This window comes from Achromobacter sp. GD03932 (genome assembly GCF_029839485.1).
Taxonomy (GTDB): domain Bacteria; phylum Pseudomonadota; class Gammaproteobacteria; order Burkholderiales; family Burkholderiaceae_B; genus Achromobacter; species Achromobacter bronchisepticus_A.
On record NZ_JAOCAT010000001.1, the window covers coordinates 90,038 to 107,177 of the forward strand.

General features: G+C 67.4%; 18 protein-coding genes and 1 riboswitch. Of the genes, 9 read left to right on the top strand and 9 right to left on the bottom strand.

Translation table 11 applies throughout. The features are described from left to right. Positions 1-43 precede the first annotated feature (43 nt). Entirely contained in the window at positions 44-877 is an 834-nt protein-coding gene (locus N5C88_RS00415) for an AraC family transcriptional regulator (protein WP_118932748.1), read from the top strand. Between the two features lie 33 nt (positions 878-910). On the opposite strand, the gene N5C88_RS00420 is transcribed toward N5C88_RS00415, so the two are convergent. From N5C88_RS00420 to N5C88_RS00440, 5 genes are all read right to left on the bottom strand, one after another. Next, the gene (locus tag N5C88_RS00420; protein ID WP_059376437.1) at positions 911-2,191 is read right to left on the bottom strand and encodes an amidohydrolase family protein; all 1,281 of its coding nucleotides are present in this window, start codon (positions 2,189-2,191) and stop codon (positions 911-913) included. Between the two features lie 164 nt (positions 2,192-2,355). Then, complete coding sequence (locus tag N5C88_RS00425) at positions 2,356-3,306, bottom strand: ABC transporter permease (RefSeq protein WP_118932749.1); 951 nt, start codon at positions 3,304-3,306, stop codon at positions 2,356-2,358. Positions 3,307-3,316: 10 nt separating this feature from the next. Beyond that, on the bottom strand, positions 3,317-4,390 hold the full coding sequence (locus N5C88_RS00430; RefSeq protein ID WP_059376442.1) for an ABC transporter permease: 1,074 nt from the start codon (positions 4,388-4,390) through the stop codon (positions 3,317-3,319). A gap of 49 nt (positions 4,391-4,439) precedes the next feature. After that, positions 4,440-5,969, bottom strand: a complete 1,530-nt coding sequence (locus tag N5C88_RS00435; protein ID WP_280014445.1) for an ABC transporter ATP-binding protein — start codon at positions 5,967-5,969, stop codon at positions 4,440-4,442. Further along, positions 5,966-6,997, bottom strand: coding sequence for a BMP family protein (locus N5C88_RS00440; protein WP_059376449.1), 1,032 nt, complete (start codon positions 6,995-6,997; stop codon positions 5,966-5,968). Before N5C88_RS00440 ends, N5C88_RS00435 begins: the two co-directional genes overlap by 4 nt. A 474-nt stretch (positions 6,998-7,471) precedes the next feature. Between N5C88_RS00440 and N5C88_RS00445 the strand changes: the two genes are divergently transcribed. The 6 genes from N5C88_RS00445 (at position 7,472) to N5C88_RS00470 (ending at position 11,946) form a co-directional block, all read left to right on the top strand. After that, on the top strand, positions 7,472-8,401 hold the full coding sequence (locus N5C88_RS00445) for a DedA family protein/thiosulfate sulfurtransferase GlpE (RefSeq protein ID WP_059376452.1): 930 nt from the start codon (positions 7,472-7,474) through the stop codon (positions 8,399-8,401). A 51-nt stretch (positions 8,402-8,452) separates the two neighbouring features. Next, entirely contained in the window at positions 8,453-9,379 is a 927-nt protein-coding gene (panE, locus tag N5C88_RS00450) for a 2-dehydropantoate 2-reductase (protein WP_059376456.1), read from the top strand. 265 nt (positions 9,380-9,644) lie between these two features. Continuing rightward, entirely contained in the window at positions 9,645-10,256 is a 612-nt protein-coding gene (locus N5C88_RS00455; RefSeq protein ID WP_059376457.1) for an NAD(P)-dependent oxidoreductase, read from the top strand. A gap of 136 nt (positions 10,257-10,392) precedes the next feature. Next, positions 10,393-10,851 carry a nuclear transport factor 2 family protein gene (locus N5C88_RS00460; protein ID WP_118932751.1) on the top strand — a complete coding sequence of 153 codons (459 nt, stop codon included), beginning with the start codon at positions 10,393-10,395 and terminating at the stop codon, positions 10,849-10,851. Between the two features lie 10 nt (positions 10,852-10,861). Further along, positions 10,862-11,431: a flavin reductase family protein gene (locus tag N5C88_RS00465; protein ID WP_280014446.1), complete on the top strand. Its 570-nt coding sequence runs from the start codon at positions 10,862-10,864 to the stop codon at positions 11,429-11,431. 5 nt (positions 11,432-11,436) lie between these two features. Then, positions 11,437-11,946 (top strand): nucleoside 2-deoxyribosyltransferase, encoded by a 510-nt coding sequence (locus N5C88_RS00470; RefSeq protein ID WP_251878408.1) that lies wholly within the window; start codon positions 11,437-11,439, stop codon positions 11,944-11,946. A gap of 21 nt (positions 11,947-11,967) precedes the next feature. Here N5C88_RS00470 and N5C88_RS00475 read toward each other — a convergent pair whose 3' ends face one another. After that, the gene (locus N5C88_RS00475; protein ID WP_059376463.1) at positions 11,968-12,627 is read right to left on the bottom strand and encodes a TetR/AcrR family transcriptional regulator; all 660 of its coding nucleotides are present in this window, start codon (positions 12,625-12,627) and stop codon (positions 11,968-11,970) included. Between the two features lie 149 nt (positions 12,628-12,776). On the opposite strand from N5C88_RS00475, the gene N5C88_RS00480 reads away from it, so the two are divergent. Continuing rightward, on the top strand, positions 12,777-13,976 hold the full coding sequence (locus N5C88_RS00480; RefSeq protein WP_059376468.1) for an arabinose transporter: 1,200 nt from the start codon (positions 12,777-12,779) through the stop codon (positions 13,974-13,976). Between the two features lie 39 nt (positions 13,977-14,015). Here N5C88_RS00480 and ribB read toward each other — a convergent pair whose 3' ends face one another. Then, complete coding sequence (gene ribB, locus N5C88_RS00485) at positions 14,016-14,735, bottom strand: 3,4-dihydroxy-2-butanone-4-phosphate synthase (protein ID WP_088143601.1); 720 nt, start codon at positions 14,733-14,735, stop codon at positions 14,016-14,018. A 111-nt stretch (positions 14,736-14,846) separates the two neighbouring features. Continuing rightward, positions 14,847-15,001, bottom strand: a riboswitch (FMN riboswitch). Positions 15,002-15,113: 112 nt separating this feature from the next. Next, the gene (locus N5C88_RS00490; RefSeq protein WP_118932755.1) at positions 15,114-15,635 is read right to left on the bottom strand and encodes an SET domain-containing protein-lysine N-methyltransferase; all 522 of its coding nucleotides are present in this window, start codon (positions 15,633-15,635) and stop codon (positions 15,114-15,116) included. Positions 15,636-15,739: 104 nt separating this feature from the next. On the opposite strand from N5C88_RS00490, the gene N5C88_RS00495 reads away from it, so the two are divergent. Further along, positions 15,740-16,660, top strand: coding sequence for a bestrophin family protein (locus tag N5C88_RS00495; protein ID WP_059376476.1), 921 nt, complete (start codon positions 15,740-15,742; stop codon positions 16,658-16,660). A gap of 7 nt (positions 16,661-16,667) precedes the next feature. Here the strand turns inward: N5C88_RS00495 and N5C88_RS00500 are convergent, their stop codons facing one another. Further along, on the bottom strand, positions 16,668-17,138 hold the full coding sequence (locus tag N5C88_RS00500) for an Lrp/AsnC family transcriptional regulator (RefSeq protein WP_013390823.1): 471 nt from the start codon (positions 17,136-17,138) through the stop codon (positions 16,668-16,670). Positions 17,139-17,140: the final 2 nt, after the last annotated feature.

The window sequence follows — 17,140 nt, forward strand, 5'->3', positions numbered from 1 at the left end:
TCTGCAAAGGCCGGCCCGCTACATTGCTCTCCAAGGAGACCGCATGAAGCCCGCAACCCTGAACCTCTATGGCCAGCGCCTGGAACCCGTCCTGCGCTGGCTGGCAAGCCACCCCGACGCCGACCCGGACCTGTACCGGCTGGCCGAGCTGGCCTGCCTGTCGCCGTACCACTTCCATCGCGTCTACCGCGCCATGATGGGAGAGACGGTGAACGCCACCGTGCAGCGCATCCGCATGCACCGCGCGGCGGTGGCGCTGGGAAATTCCGAGGCTTCCTTGCGCGAGGTGGCGCAGCGCGCCGGCTATGAGTCGGACGCGGCGTTCAACCGGGCATTCGGCGCGACCTTCGGCATATCGCCGGGGCGTTACCGGGCTGTCCGCTCCCGTCCCTTCGACCCACAGGAGCTAGGCATGTATCCCATCAAGATCGAAACCTTTCCGGGCGCGACGCTGGCGGTCCTGCCGCATCGCGGCAGCTATCAGGAAATCGGCCCGCTGTTCACGCGCGCCTTCATGCTGGCCGTCAGCCGCGGCATCGCGCAGCCGGATTCCATCGGCTACGGCGTGTACCTGGACGACCCGGAGCAGGTACCGGCCAGCCAGCTGCGTTCCATGGCCGGCATGTCGGTGGCGCCGGATGCGGACCTGGGGGGCGAGCTGGAGCGCTTCGAGATTCCGGAAGGCCGTTGCGCCATCCTGACGTACACCGGGCCCTACAACGAGATGGACAAGGCCTACAACTGGATGTTCTCGCAATGGCTGCCGGCCAGCGGCGAGGTGCCGGCGGACTTTCCCATGTTCGAGCAGTATCTGAACGATCCGCGCACCACGCCGCCGGCGCAATTGCAGACGCGCATCTGCATGCCGCTGAAGTAAGGCGCGGCGGCGTGTGCGCCGCGCCAGACGTGCTCAGCGCGCCGGCGTCTGGAAGCTGACCTGGGCCGGACGGCCCGGCAGGTTCAGGGTGGCGGTGGCGGGCGGCGTGGTCGCCACCACCTGGCCCGCGCGCAGCACCATCAGGCGGGTGGCGCGCAGGCGCAGCGCTTCGACCGCGTCGCGCGCCTGCAGCAGCACCAGGTCGGCGCGCTTGCCGACCGCCAGGCCGGTTTCGTCCAGGCCCAGGATCTTGGCCGGCGTGGTGGTGACGGCTTCGAAACAGGCGCGCATGGCGTCCTGGCCCGTCATCTGGGCCACGTGCAGGCCCATGTGCGCCACTTCCAGCATGTCGCCCGAACCCAGGCTGTACCAGGGGTCCATCACGCAGTCATGGCCGAAAGCCACCGGCACGCCGGCGGCCAGCAGCTCGGGCACGCGCGTCATGCCGCGGCGCTTCGGATAGGTGTCGTGGCGGCCTTGCAGCGTGATGTTGATCAGCGGGTTGGCGATGGCGGACACGCCGGCTTCGCGCATCAGCGGAATCAGCTTGGAGACGTAGTAGTTATCCATGGAGTGCATGGACGTCAGGTGCGAACCCGTCACGCGGCCTTGCAGGCCCAGGCGCTGCGTGTGGTACGCCAGCGTCTCGATGTGGCGCGACAGCGGGTCGTCGCTTTCGTCGCAGTGCATGTCCACGCGCAGGCCGCGTTCGGCGGCCAGTTCGCACAGGATGCGCACCGATTCCGCGCCGTCCTGCATGGTGCGTTCGAAGTGCGGAATGCCGCCCACCACGTCCACGCCCATGTCCAGCGCGCGCTTGAGGTTGTCCAGGGCGCCGGGGGCGCGCAGCACGCCGTCCTGCGGGAAGGCCACCAGCTGCAGGTCCAGGTAGGGTTTGACCTTCTCGCGCACATGCAGCAGCGCTTCCGTGGCCAGGAGGCGCGGATCGCACACGTCCACATGCGAGCGAATCGCCAGCAGGCCGCGCGCCACGGCCCAGTCGCAATAGGCCAGGGCGCGTTCGACCAGCGCTTCCTGCGTCAGCAGCGGCTTGAGCTCGCCCCACAGCGCGATGCCTTCCAGCAGCGTGCCGGATTGGTTCACGCGCGGCAGTCCGAAGGACAGCGTGGAGTCCATATGGAAGTGCGCGTCGACGAAAGGCGGCGCCACCAGCTGGCCGGCCGCGTCCACGATCTGCGCGGCCTCGGCCTTCAGCGCCGGCTCCAAGGCCGCGATGCGGCCGCCGGCGATGCCGATGTCGATGTTCTGGCGGCCATCGGGCAGCGTGCAGTGTCTAAGAATCAGATCGAGCATGGAATTCCTTGCGGAAGGTTTCTGTTGTTCATGGTACTGCGGCCCCCGTTCTTCGCGTTGAGCTGGCGCATCCCATCCGGGGCGCACGGAGCCGGCTTTGCCGGTCCGTAGCGTCGCCCCCTTGAGGGGGAGGCGCGCAGCGCTTCGGGGGGTGGGCCCTTCCTCTACCTCTCTCCTTTGCGGTAGGGCTTCATCAACGCCTGCGGGTAGGCGGCGCGACGCGCCATCACCACCAGGGCGAGGATGGACAGGACGTAGGGCAGCATCAGATAGACCTGGTACGGCAACTCCGGCAGGCCGGGCAGCGCTGCGCCGCCTTGCTGCATGCGCAATTGCAGCGCGTCGAAGAAGGCGAAGATCAGTGCGCCCAGCAGCGCCTTGCCGGGCCGCCACGACGCGAACACGACCAGCGCCACGCAGACCCACCCGCGGCCGTTGACCATGTTGAAGAAGAAGGCGTTGAACGCCGCCAGCGTCAGGAAGCTTCCTGCCACGCCCATCAGCGCGGAGCCGGCCACGATGGCGCCCATGCGCAGGCGCGTGACCGACAGGCCTTGCCCTTCGGCCGCGGCCGGGTTCTCGCCCACCATGCGGATCGCCAGGCCGACCGGCGTGCGGTTCAGCACCCAGGCCAGTATCGGCACCGCGGCCAGGGCCAGCAGGGTCATGGGCGTCTGCCCGGCCAGCACCGGGCCGATGAGCGGAATGCCGTCCAGGAACTTCATTTCTGCAAAAGGCGTGATCGTGGGCGGCGTGTTCACGCTGGGGAACGTGACGCGATAGGCGAAGTAACTCAGGCTGGTGGCCAGCAGCGTCACACCCAGGCCGGACACGTGCTGCGACAGGCCCAGCGGCACGGTCAGCACCGCGTGCAGCAGGCCGAATACCGCGCCCGCAAAAGCGGCCACCAGCACGCCCACATACAGCGGCGCGCCCAGATACACCACCAGCCAGCCGGTGAAGGCGCCGGCGGCCATGATGCCTTCGATGCCCAGGTTCAACACGCCCGCGCGCTCGCACAGCAGCACGCCCAGCGTGCCGAGTATCAGCGGCGTCGCCAGGCGCAGCACCGCCACCCAGAACGCCGACGAGCTCATCAGATCCATCCATTCCATGGCGCGCTCCTCAGGCCCGGTTGCGGCGCAGGCGGTACTGCGCAAATAGCGTCGCGACCAGCATGGCGAGCAACGAAGTGGCGACGATGACGTCGGCGATGTAGTTCGGCACCGCGATGGCGCGGCTCATGCTGTCCGCGCCCACCAGCATGCCAGCCACGAACAGGCTGGCCAGGATCACGCCCAGCGGATGCAGGCCGGCCAGCATGGCCACCACCACGCCGGTGTAGCCATAGCCCGGCGACATGTCGAGCGTGACGTAGCCGGTGCGGCCCGCCACTTCGATCGCGCCCGCCAGGCCGGCCAGCGCGCCCGACAGCATGGCGGTGCCCAGCATCACGCGGTTCACCGGCAAGCCCAGGAAGCGCGAGGCGTGCGCGTTGGCGCCGACCGCGCGCATCTGGAAGCCGAACACGGTGTAGCGGTTCAGCAGCCACAGCCCCAGCGCCAGGCCGGCAGCCCACAAGAGGCCGGTATGGGCGCGGGTGCGCTCGATCAGCTTGCCGAGCTCCAGGTCGCCGTTGAGCGCTACGGACTGCGGCCAGCCCATGGCCATGGGGTCCTTCATGGGGCCGTCCAGCATCATCGACACGAACAGCAGCACGATGAAGTTGCCCAGCAGCGTGGTCACCACTTCATCCACGCCCAGCCGGGTCTTGAGGATGGCGGGGATCAACAGCAGCAAGGCGCCAGCCAGCGCCGCCGCCAGCATCATGCCGGCAAACAGCGCAGGCACGGGCAGGTCGAAGCCGGTGCCGTCATGCAGGCCGCCGACTGCCACCGCGGCCAGAGCGCCCAGGTATAGCTGGCCCTCGGCGCCGATGTTGTAGAAGCGCGCGCGGAATGCCACCGCACAGGCCAGGCCGGTCAGCATCAACGGGGTCGCGCGGGTCAGGGTTTCGGATAGCGCGAAGCGCGAGCCGAATGCGCCTTCGAACAGCAAGGCATAGGTGCGGCCCACGGGGGCGCCGGCCCAGGCCACCAGCAGGGTGCAGACCGCCAGCGTGAAGGCGATGGCCGCGAAGGGCGCCACGGCCAGCGCCAGGCGGCTGGGCTCCGGGCGGCGTTCCAGGATCAGTTTCATGCGAGTAATGCTCGGTAGGGTGTGGAGACGCGCGGGACGTGGCGGGTTTTCATCCCTGCGTGCCCGTCATGGCCAGGCCCACCGTGGCGGGCGTCCATTCGGACACCGGCTTCACGGCGATCAGCTTGCCGCCGCACAGTACGGCGATGCGGTCGGCCAGGGCGAAGATCTCTTCCAGGTCTTCGGACACCAGCAGCACGCCCGCGCCGCGCGTGCGCGCCGCAAGCAGCTGCTCGCGCACATAGGCGACCGCGCCGATGTCCAGGCCCCAGGTGGGCTGGTCGGCCACGATGAAGCGCGGTTCGCGGGCCAGCGTGCGGCCCAGGATCAGCTTCTGCATATTGCCACCGGACAGGCTGCGGGTGCGCACGTCGAGCGATGCGGCGCGCACGTCGAACTGCTTGGCCAGGGCCTGGGCATAGGCTTTGCCCGCTCGCGCCCGGACTAGGCCCCAGCGCGCGAAGCGCGGGTCCTTCAGGTCTTCGACGATGGCGTTTTCCCACAAGGGACTGTCGCCGATCACGCCTTCGCCGTGGCGGTCTTCCGGGATGCGGCCGACGTGGGCCGCGGTCCAGCCGGCCGGCGTGGTGGGCGCCGCCGCATGCTCGGGACCCAGGCGGATGGTGCCGTCGCTGGGCTGGCGCAAACCGGTCAGCACCGACACCAGCGCCTGCTGGCCGTTGCCGGCCACGCCCGCGATCGCCACGATCTCGTGCTTGTGGACAACCAGGTCCAGGCTGTCCAGGCGCGTCGCGCCGTCACGGCCGTCGCGCACCGTCACTTGCGACAAGGTCACCACGGGCGCGGCCTGCTCGGCCGCAGCCACGGCTTCGGCGTGCGGCATGACGACCTTGCGGCCCACCATCAGCTCGGCCAATTCGGCCGGACTGGTGCTGGCGGTTTCGCGCTCGGCCACCAGCTTGCCCTGGCGCAGCACCGCCACGCGGCCCGACACCGCCATGACTTCGTCGAGCTTGTGCGAGATGAAGATCACCGCGAGGCCTTCGTTGACGAAGCCGCGCAAGGTGGCAAAGAGGTCCTGCACTTCCTGCGGCGTGAGCACGGCGGTGGGCTCGTCCAGGATCAGGACGCGCGCGCCGCGATACAGCGCCTTCAGGATCTCGACCCGCTGCTTCTCGCCGACCGACAGCGTGCCGACGCGCGCGTCCGGATCCACGCCCAGGCCGAAGCGCTGGCCGAGTTCGACCAGGCGCTGGCGGGCCTTGCCGCGGCCGGACGCCAGCTTCCACAGCGATTCCGTGCCGACCATGATGTTGTCCAGCACGGTCAGGTTGTCGGCCAGCGTGAAGTGCTGATGCACCATGCCGACCCCGGCCGCCAATGCGGCGTCGGGCCGGCCGGCGGGCAAGGCCTGGCCGAAGACTTCGATGTTGCCGGCGTCGGCCACGTAGTGGCCGAACAGGATCGACACCAGGGTCGATTTGCCGGCGCCGTTCTCGCCCAGCAAGGCCAACACTTCGCCCTGGCGCAGCGTGAGCGATATGTCGTCGTTGGCCGTGAGGCTGCCAAAGCGTTTGGTGATCCCCGACAGTTGCAGGGCGAGAGGCGCGTGGTTCATCGTGCCGAGGACTTGGGTTCTTTGTCGTTGACCTTGACGCTGAAGCTGCCGTCCAGGATGGCCTTCTGCTTGGCCTGGACCTTGGCCATCAGGTCGGCGGGAATCTTGCTTTCGAAGGTGCCCAGCGGCGCCAGCGACGAGCCCTTGTGCTTCATCAGCGAATACTGGCCGTAGTCATCGGCCTTGAACGTGCCGGCGCGCACCTGCTTGAGCGCTTCGTCGATGGTGGGTTCCATGCTCCACAGCGCCGAGGCGACCACGGTCTCCGGATACTGCTGCTGCGTGTCGATCACGTTGCCGATGGCCAGCTTGCCGCGCTCCTTGGCGGCGTCCGATACGCCGAAGCGCTCGGCATAGAGCACGTCCGCGCCCTTGTCGATCATGGCGAAGGCGGCTTCCTTGGCCTTCGGGGGATCGAACCAGGAGCCGATGAAGGTCACGGTGAATTCGGTCTGCGGGTTCACTTCCTTGGCGCCTTCGATGAAGGCGTGCATCAGGCGGTTCACTTCAGGAATGGGGTAGCCGCCCACCAGGCCGATCTTGCCCGTCTTGCTCATGCCGCCGGCAATCATGCCGGTCAGGTAGGCGGGTTCCTGGATGTAGTTGTCGAACACCGAGAAGTTGGGTTGCTGCGGCTTGCCCGAAGAACCCATCAGGAAAGCGGTCTGCGGATAGTCCTTGGCCACCTTGCGGGCGGCGGCTTCCACCGCGAAGGCCTCGCCCACCACCAGCTTGTTGCCTTGTTCCGCGTACTGACGCATCACGCGCTCGTAATCGGCGTTGGTGACGTTTTCCGAGAACGTGTATTCGATCTCGCCGCGATCGCGGGCCGCGACCAGCGCCTTGTGGATGCGCGACACCCATTGCTGTTCGACCGGCACCGTGTAGATGGCGGCGACCTTGGTCTTGGCGGGCGCCTGAGCCTGGGCGGCGCCCGAGAACAGCAGCGCGCCGGCGGCGGCGGCGGCCAGCTTGAGCAGGCCGCGGCGGGCGATGCCGGCGACGGACGGGGTGGAAAAGGCTTTCATGCGGGTGACTCCTGCGAAGGGAGGGAAAGGGATGGGGATTGGTGGCGATGCGCGCTGGGCACCGATCCGCGCGCTGCTGGAGCGCGCGCGGCCGCGGCCCGGTTCCATATGGCGGCCGCCGGCAGACGTGCCGGGACTAGCGTACGGAAACGAGGGCGTGGGATCGGTCATCGGATGGGGAGCGCCAGGCGACGCGCCCCATCCGAATGGTCGGGTTCGCTGCCAGCCCTGGCGAAGCAAGTTGTATGCCATGGGGCATTCCCGCGACAAGTCGGGGAAACCTGATGGCCGGGCAGGATTATAGGCACCCTGGCGGGGATTGGTGGCACCAGGACGGTGCGCGGCGTTTCAAGGGGTGGACAGAGCGGCCGTATGGAACGGGCCGTTGCGGCCGCCGATGCGCCGATCTCCGGTCTGCGCGCCTAAAATCGCAGGCATGAGCCGCGCGCGTGGCGCGGCAAGCTGGAAGACCCCATGCAAGATATACAACTGCTGCTGGAACAGTACGGCGGGTGGCTGGTGTTTGCCAACGTGCTGGTCGAGCAGGCCGGCTTGCCGGTGCCCGCCTATCCCATGCTGATCGCCGCCGGCGCGCTGGCCGGCGCGGGCGGGTGGCTCGTGCCCTGGATGGCGGCTACGGTCGCCTGCCTGCTGGCCGACAGCCTTTGGTATGCCGCTGGCCAGCGCTACGGCTCGCGTCTTTTGGGCGTGATCTGCAAGATGTCGCTGTCGCAGGATTCCTGCATCCGGCAGACGCAGCGCCTGTACCTGCGCATAGGCGTGCGTGCGTTGCTGGTGTGCAAGTTCCTGCCGGGTGCGGGGGCGCTGTCCACCGTTATGGCGGGATTGACGGGCACGCCCTACCGGCGTTTCCTGGGCTACGACATCGTGGGCTCGCTGATCTGGTCGGGTTCGGCCCTGCTGTTGGGCGGCCTCTTCCACAACGTGATCAACGACGTGCTGGAGATCCTGGGCACCTACGGCGCCATGGGGCTGGGCGTGCTGGCGGCGGTGCTGGCGTTGTACATCCTGGCGCGTTTCCTGCGGCGCCGGATCCTGCTGCGCAGCCTGCGCGTGATTCCGCGGCTGTCGGTGGATGAGCTGATGCAGTGGCGCCAGGACGGCCGCAACGCGCTGGTGTTCGACGTGCGCCCCGAAGCGCTGCGCGAAGAGCAGCGCATCCCCGGCGCCATCGCCGTGGACCTGAAAGCCCCCTTGCCTCGGCTGGACGCCCAGGCGCTGGAGTCCGACATCGTGGTGTACTGCGCTTGCCCCAACGAGGTGTCGGCGGCATTGCTGGCGTCGCGGCTGCGCGCTGCCGGTTATCCCAAGACCTGGGCGCTGCGCGGCGGATATCAAGCCTGGCAGGAGCACGAGCACCCGCTCCCCCCGCAAGGCGCATAATGCCGCCATGAGCCCGCGCAGACGGCGGGCAGCCTACAAGGAGAGACAGGCATGCGGATGTTGTTCTTGGGTGCCGGCGGCACCGGCGGATACTTCGGCGGACGGGCGGCTCAGGCGGGCGCGGACGTGACCTTCCTGGTGCGCGAGCCGCGCGCCGCGCGGATCCGCGAACAGGGCCTGCGCATCAAGAGCCCGTTGGGCGACGCCACGCTGCAGCCGCAGCTGGTCACGCAACAGACGCTGCAAGGCAGCTACGACGTGGTGGTGCTGAGCTGCAAGGCCTATGACCTGGCCAGCGCCATCGAGGCCATCCGCCCCGCGGTCGGACCCGATACCGCCGTGCTGCCCATCATGAACGGCGTGCTGCAGTACGACGTGCTGGACCGCGAGTTCGAGCCGCACCGGGTGCTGGGCGGACTGTGCCAGATCAACGCCACCCTGGGTCCCGAGGGCGAAGTGGTGCATCTGGGCAAGTACGCCAACATCGTCTTCGGCGAGCGCGCCGGCCCCGCCCGCAGCGAACGCTGCGTCGCGCTGGAACAGGCCCTGGCCGGCGGCGAGTACGTCAGCCGCCTGAGCACCGACATCTACCAGGACATCTGGGAGAAATACGTGTTCCTGACCACGATGGCCGCCGCCACCTGCCTGATGCGCGGCACGATCGGGCAGATTGCCTCTTCTGATGACGGCATCGACATCATGACCGGGCTGCTGCAGGAATCGCAAGCCGTTGCCGCCGCCTCGGGCCATGCGGTGCGGCCTGAGGCCGACGCCTCGGCGCGCAAGGTGATCGGGGACCGCACCCAGCCCGTGACCGCGTCGATGTTCCGCGACCTGAGCCAGGGCCTGCCGGTCGAGGCCGATCATATCGTCGGCGACATGGTGCGGCGCGCCCGCACCCTGGGCGTGGACGCGACCTACCTGCGCACGGCTTACGCGCATCTGCAGGTCTATCAGGCGCAGCGCGCCGCAGCCTGATCGCAGCGCTTCCCGGCGGCCCCCTGTTCAAGCGGTGCCGTCGGGAGCACACTGGTCTGAGGGCGGCGAAGACGCCGGCAGGGCTGCCTCTTCGGTCCGTTGCGGGCGGGTTTGCCAAGTATTGGTGCATAAATTGCAAAAAACTCATCCGGTTTTACGGGTTTTTCGATCGGATTTGTACGAATAGTATGGCTTTGCCTGAGCCAAAACGTGTTGCGCCGCAAGTCGCGGCGGCCCTGGCTCCCCCTACCCAAGGAGCAAGACCATGAAAGTTGCATTGATCGGAATCACCGGCCGCGTGGGTTCGCGCGTGGCGGACGAATTGCTCAAGCGCGGCCACCAGGTCACGGGCATCGCCCGCAACCTGTCCGACGTGAATCCGCAGCTCGGCCTGACCATCAAGCAGGGCGACGCCACCGATCCCGAAGCGCTGACCTCGTTGCTGAAGGGCCACGACGCCGTGATCAGCGCGTCGCGCTTCGTGTCGTCGGACGCCAAGCCGCTCCTGAGCGCCGTGAAGGATGCGGGCGTGCCGCGCCTGCTGGTGGTCGGCGGCGCGGGCAGCCTGCTGGTCGCCCCCGGCAAGATGCTGATCGACACCCCCGAATTCCCCGACGCCTACAAGCCCGAAGCGCGCGCCGGCGTGGTGTTCCTGGACACGTTGCGCCATGAAAAAGTGCTGAACTGGACCTTCCTGTCGCCTTCGGCGCTATTCGAGCCGGGCGAGCGCACCGGCACGTTCCGTTTGGGCGACGACACCCTGCTGGCCGACGACGAAGGCAAGAGCTGGATTTCGATGGAAGACTATGCCATTGCGCTGGTCGATGAACTCGAGACGCCCAAGCATTCGCGCCGCCGCTACACCGTCGGCTATTGAGCCCGGCCGTCGGCGGGACCACGAAGGGCCTCGGCAAGAGGCCCTTTTTCATTGGGGGCCAAGGCCCGGGATCCATGTTTTTGTTTGTAAACTGGCGCACCGCCAGCCGGCGTTCCGATACCTGAGTTTGCCCCGTATGCGTATGAAGTTGAAATCGTTGGCCGTTTGCTTGCTGGTCGCCGCAACCTGTGTGGCTGCCGCGCCGGCAAGCGCGGCAGCGCCTCAGTCCAACAAGGACCTTGTGGTGGCGTTCTTCCGCATGATGTTCCAGGACCGCGACGTCGACGAGGCGGTGCGCCTGTACGTCAGCCCGAACTACGTCCAGCACAACCCCTATATGCAGGACGGCGTCGGTCCCCTGGTGGATTTCTTTCCCGCCTATTTCGAGCAGCATCCGCAGTCCATCGTCGAGATCAAGCGCGTGATCGCCGAGGGCGACCTGGTGCTTATCCACAACCTGTGGCGCGATTCGCCGGAAGACCGCGGCCAGGCCGTGATGGATATCTTCCGTGTGGAAGACGGCAAGATCGTGGAACACTGGGACGTTAGCCAGGAAATCCCCGAGAACCCCGCCAACAAGAACGGCATGTTCTAGGAAGCGCCGCATGTCCAGCATCGAACCCGTAGACCTGTCCCGCGCCTATCTGCTGCTGAACCACGGCCCCACGGTGCTGGTGACCAGCGCTCATGGCGATGCGCGCAACGTCATGGCGGCCGCCTGGGCCATGCCCCTGGATTTCAGTCCGCCCAAGATGCTCGTGGTGGTGGACAAGAACACCTACACGCGCGGATTGATCGAAGCTTCGGGCGAGTTCGCGCTGTGCATCCCGTCGCGTGCGCAGGCGCGCGCCACGCTGCGGGTGGGCACCAATTCCGGGCGCGACGAGGACAAGTTCCAGGCCAGCGGCCTGACGACGTTCCCCGCCAGCAAGATCGGCGCGCCGCTCATCAGCGGTTGCCTGGGCTGGCTGGAGTGCCGCGTCGTGCCCGAGCCGCACAATCAGCAGGCCTACGACCTCTTCATCGGCGAAGTCGTGGCCGCGTGGGCCGCGCCGGAAGTGTTTTCCGGCAACCGCTGGCATTTCCCTGACGACGAGCGCCGTTCGGTGCATTACGTGGCCGGCGGCTCCTTCTTCGCCACTGGCGAAGCCTTCAACGTTTCCGATCCGGAGTAACCAACATGCGCAGCGTATATCTGGCGGGTTTCGACGTGTTCCTGCCCGATGCGGCGGCGCACGGAAAACGCTTGAAGGCGCTCTGCGCCACCTATGGGTTCGACGGCCTGTTCCCGCTGGACAACGAGGCGCCGCAGGATCTATCGGGTCCGTCGCTGGCGCAATGGATCTACCGCGAGAACGTCGCGCTGATACGGCGCGCCGACATGGTGATGGCCAACCTGAATCCGTTCCGCGGCGCCGAACCCGATTCCGGCACGGCCTTCGAAGTCGGCTACGCCATCGCCTGCGGCAAGCCGGTATGGGGCTATACCGGCCAGGCCGGTTCGCTGATCGATCAGGTGGCGGTGGGCGCGGCGGCAGACGACGGCGCATCGCGCATGGTCGATGCGCACGGCTACACCGTGGAAGACTTTGGCCTGAACCTGAATCTGATGCTGGCGTGCAGCGCCCGCATCGTCACGGGCAGCGCGGCCGACTGCCTGGCGCAGATGGCCCGCGAACCGGGGCGCTGACGGCCCCGAACCATTGCGCGGCTAGCGGCGCGCAGTCTTCGCCGTCTTGCGCGGCGCGGGACGCGCGGCCGGCTCGCCCAGATACCCCATCACCGCGTCGACCACCGCCTGTTCCAGCTGCCGCGTCGAGAATCCCGCGGGCGGCTCCAGCGCTGCGGCATGCACCAGCGATTCCATGATGCGCAACACCACATAGGTCGCCAGATCCCGGTCCTGCTGCGCGATTTCGGCACGATGCAGTTCCAGCAGATGACGCATGCGCCTGTGGATATCCTGATCCGCGCGGCTGTGCTCGTGCGGCTGGTCGAACAGCGGAAACTCCCTTTCCAGCACGCGATGCAGCGCGGGCTCCAGCATGTGGGCGTGCAGCATCGCTTCGACAATGGCCGCGACGCGTTCGCGCAGCGTGGCCGCGGGATTGCTGTCCAGGACCGCGTCTATCACGTCCAGCATCTGGTTGTCGTGGCGGTTATGCAGCGCCGCGATCAGGGCGTTCTTGTTGGGGAAGTACTGATACAGCGAACCGACGCTGACGCCGGCCGTCTCCGCGATCAGATTGGTATTGGTGCCAGCATAGCCATGGGTCGCCAGAACGCGAGCCGTGGCTTGCAAAATTGTCTCTACGGTGTGCTGGGATCTGAGCTGACGCGGCGATTTCCGGGGCTGTGGGATGGCAGTCATGGGTACTGTGAAAGGCGAGTATCGAATATGAGCAACGGCTCATAAAATTTCCAGCAGGCAATCCGGTTCATCGCCCGCACACGGCGATTATGCCATCGGCGGTTTTCAAACTGGTTCCGGATTGCGCATCTCTCACTTAAGGAAATTCAATGTCGCATTCATCGACGGCCGGGGCCATGCCCGCGGCCCAGGGGCCCGTGCGCTCCGTTTTCGCGCAAGTGCTGCCGCTGGCGCTGGCGGTATTCGTCGGGTTCTTCATGATCGGCCTGCCCATGCCGGTGCTGCCTCTGTATGTAGACGGCACGCTGGCGTTGGGCGCGCTGGTGGTTGGCGTGGTGGCCGGCCTGCAGTTCGCCGCCGCCTTGCTGTCGCGCGCCTACGCGGGCTCGCTCGCTGACCGCCGCGGCGCCAAGCGCGCGGTGGTGGGCGGTTTTGTGCTGGGCTCCATCGCGGGCCTGTTCTATCTGTTGGCCGACGACCTGTCGGCGCGGCCGCAGGCGGCGCTGGCCGCGCTGCTGGCCGGACGCGCGCTCATGGGCTGCGCCGAAAGTCTTATCGTCACTGGCGCGCTGAGCTGGGGCGTGGGCCGCGTGGGGCCGCAGAACGCGGGCCGCGTGATGGCCTGGGTCGGCGTGGCGATCTACGCCGCCTATGCGCTGGGCGCGCCCGCCGGCATGCGGCTCTACGGCGTCACGGGCTTTGCGGGCATTGCCTGGGCCACGGCGCTGATTCCGCTGGCGGCCCTGGCGCTGGTGCTGCCGCTGCGCGGGGTACGCGCGGCGGGGGGCGTGCGCACGCCTTTCTACAAAGTGCTGGGCCTGGTGCTGCTGCCCGGCGCAGGCCTGGCCCTGGCCAGCGTTGGATTCGGCGTGATCACCGCGTTCGTGAGCCTGCTGTTTTCGCAGCGCGGTTGGGACGGCGCGGCGTGGATGTTCACCGCGTTCGGCGCGGGCTTCATCCTGGCGCGGGTGTTCTTTGCCGGCTTGCCGGACAAGCTGGGCGGCGCGCGCGTGGCGCTCGTCTGCGTGCTGATTGAAGCGGCGGGGCAGTGGCTGATCTGGACTGGAACCACGCCGGCGTGGGCCTTTGCCGGTGCGCTGCTGACGGGCGCGGGCTATTCGCTGGCGTTTCCCGCCTTCGGCGTCGAGGCCGTGCGCCGCGTACCCGCGGCCAGCCGGGGCGCGGCCATGGGCGCGTATGTGGCTTTCCTGGACGTGGCTCTGGGTCTGAGCAGCCCGGCTGCCGGCTGGTTGGCCGGCGAGCAAGGCTATGGCGCGGTGTATGCGATGGGCGGCGCGTGCGCGCTGGCGGCGATGGTCGTGGCCATGGCGCTCAGGACGCGGAGGTAAAAAATGGCGGCGCCGGCTTCGGCGCCGCCAGCACAAAGATCAGACCGTCGCGGCCATCTCCAGCACTTCGTCGTCGATCGCTTCGGCCTGGCCGTCCTTCAGTTGTTGCAGATGGTCTGCCAGTTCGGCGATGGTCAGCGCCACCAGTCCGTGCTGCGCGGCATAGCGCTCAAGCGCGGCGCCGCGCATCATCGTGCCGTCGGCATTCATCAGTTCGCACAGTACGCCGGCCGGACGCAGGCCGGCCAGCACGGCCAGGTCCACCGAGCCTTCGGTGTGGCCGCGGCGGGTCAGCACGCCGCCCGGCTGGGCGCGCAGCGGGAACACATGGCCCGGGCTGACGATGTCTTCGCTCTGCGCCGACGGCGAGATGGCGGCGCGGATGGTGGTGACGCGATCCACGGCCGATACGCCGGTGCTGACCCCTTCGCGCGCTTCGATGGAAACGGTGAAGGCGGTGGCAAAGCGGCTCTGGTTGCGCTGGACCATGGGCGGCAGTTCCAGCCGGTCCAGGGTTTCGCCGGGCAGGCACAGGCAAACGATGCCGCTGCCGTCGCGGATCAGCTGCGCCATGACCGGCACGGTCAGCTTGTCGGCGGCTACGATCAGGTCGGCCTCGTTCTCGCGGTCGAAGTCGTCCATGAGAATGACGGGTCGGCCCAGGCGCAGATGATGCAGGGCGCGCTGCAGGCGAGCGGCGAAAGGCTGAGAAGCCAGGCTGGGGATGGGGGACTGCGGGGTAAGGGTAACGTTGGACATTTGAAACGCTCTCGCAAGTTGAAAGGGGCGAAAAACGTTTCAGGGCTACTCGACAGCCGAACGCAATACGGCAGTCCGGGCGCGGGTGCGCCCGGTGCTACCGTTGTGCCGGCACATCTTCTCTCATCCGGACTATGACCGTCGGCCCTGGCATCTCACCAGATCTGCTGACCCCGGTGTCCACAAAGGACGCCGGGCGCTCGCGGGCTCGCCACATTGCATGGCATACCGCCGGTGGGGAATTGCACCCCGCCCTGAAGACGTACTGCATGTCGTGTTAACGACCTGACGGATTGTACGCCTGTCCGGAGCGGGGCCTGGAATACGCTTGCCGCGTCTGGGGTCTTCGGCGTGAGCGGGGTCGGACCCCGCCGATGCTCAGGCGACGGTTTCGGCGGCCTCGGGCGCGTCCGCTTTCTTTTTCTTCTTGGCCGGCAGCGCCAGCATGGTGCCGCGGCACGGCGGCGTGCCACAGAGGCAGCGGTAGCCTTCCTTCAGCTTCTTGGTGATGCGGCCGTCCAGCACCAGGCCGTAGTCGTACGAGAGTTCGGTGCCGCGCGGGATGTCCTGCAGCGCGACGATGTAGACGCGCTTGCCGTGCTTGCCTTCCTGGGCCTCGCAGTTGGGCTGGCAGGAATGGTTGATCCAGCGCGCGTCGTTGCCCTGGTCGCCGCCGTCGATCACGCGGCCGGAGCTGAGCGCGAAGAAAAAGGTGTGGAAGGGATCGTCCGGATTGGTCGGATGACGGCGGTCGGCTTCCTTGGCGCTGATGCGCTCGCCGCCGTACTCGATGATGCGCGTGCCCGCGGGAATTTTGCGCGCGGCGAAGACGCCGTTGCCGTGCAGCTTGGAGCGGCGGACGACATGCCAGGGCTTGATCGGGGTGTCTTCGGTGGTCATTGCTCGGTGGAAGTGGCGGTGAGACGAAACAGAATTATATCGGCGCGTTTTTGACAGCTCGACAGGCGTATAGTGTGCGCCGCCTCGTTCCTTCGGTTAGCACCATGATTGTCCGTCCGCGTCCTTCCGCGCTGGCCTTGTTCTTTGTCTTGCGCGGGTCCATCATCCCGCGGATCCTTAGCCGCATCCTCGTCATCACGGCGCTGTCCTGCTTCGTGGTGTGGATGTATCACCAGGAATGGTTCTCGCCCGCGCATCTGTCGGCGGTGCCGTTTTCGCTGTTCGGACTGGCCCTGTCCGTGTTCATGGGCTTTCGCAACAACGTCTGCTACGACCGCTGGTGGGAAGCGCGCAAGCAATGGGGCGAGCTGATCGTGCAGGCGCGCAGCCTGGCGCGCGAAAGCGCGGTGCTGCTGGCGGCCAGCACCGCCAACCCGGTGCAGGAACGCATCGTGCGCCGTTGCATCGGCTTCGGCTACGCGCTGGCGGCGCGGCTGCGGCAGGAAGACATGGCTTCTGCCGCGCGCCCCTGGGTGCAGCAGGACGAGGCCGAGACCCTCAACGGCTGCCGCAACGTGCCCGACGCCCTGCTCATGGCCATCAACCGCGACCTGGCGGCCTGTTTGCGGCGCGGCGAGCTGAGCGACATCCTGTACCAGGCCCTGACCCAGCGCGTGGCTGCCTGCGCCGCCATCCAGGCGGCCTGCGAGCGCATCAAGTTCACGCCGTCGCCCTTCGCCTATTCGCTGCTGCTGCATCGCACGGCCTGGTTGTTCTGCCTGCTGCTGCCTTTCGGCCTGGTGGGGACGCTGGAATACATGATGCCGGCGGCCGTCACCATCGTGGCCTATACCTTCTTCGGCCTGGACGCGGTGGGCGACGAACTGGAAGATCCCTTCGGCTCCGACGAAAACGACCTGCCGCTGTCGGCGCTGGCCCGCGTGATCGAGATCGACCTCTTGGAAGGACTGGGCGTGCGGCCCCTGCCCGAGCCCGCCGTGCCGGTGGACTTCGTGCTGCGCTAACGCGCGCCTATTCCGCCAATCCCGTCAGCGGCAGCTTGGTTTCCTTCAACCGGCGCAGCACGAAGCAGGATTTGCTGTGCCGGATGCCCGGGATGCGGTAGAGCTGTTCGCGCAGCAGCCGCTCGTAGTCGCGCGTGTCGCGCACCGCGATGCGGATGTAATAGTCGTAGTCGCCCGAGACCAGGAAGGCCTCCAGCACCTCGGGGATCTGCGCCAGCGCCCGGCCGAACTCGTACAGCGTTTCCTCGCTGTGGCTTTCCAGGGTGACGTGCACGATCACCGTGTCCATGAAGCCCAGGCTGGCCGGATCGATGTCGACGGTATAGCCGCGGATCACGCCGGCGCTTTCCATGCGTTTGATGCGGTTCCAGCACGGTGTGGACGACAGGCCCACGGCCGCGCCGATGTCGTTCAGGCTGGCGCGCGCGTTGTCCTGCAGCACCTTGAGTATGGCGAGATCAAACTTGTCCAGGTTCATTT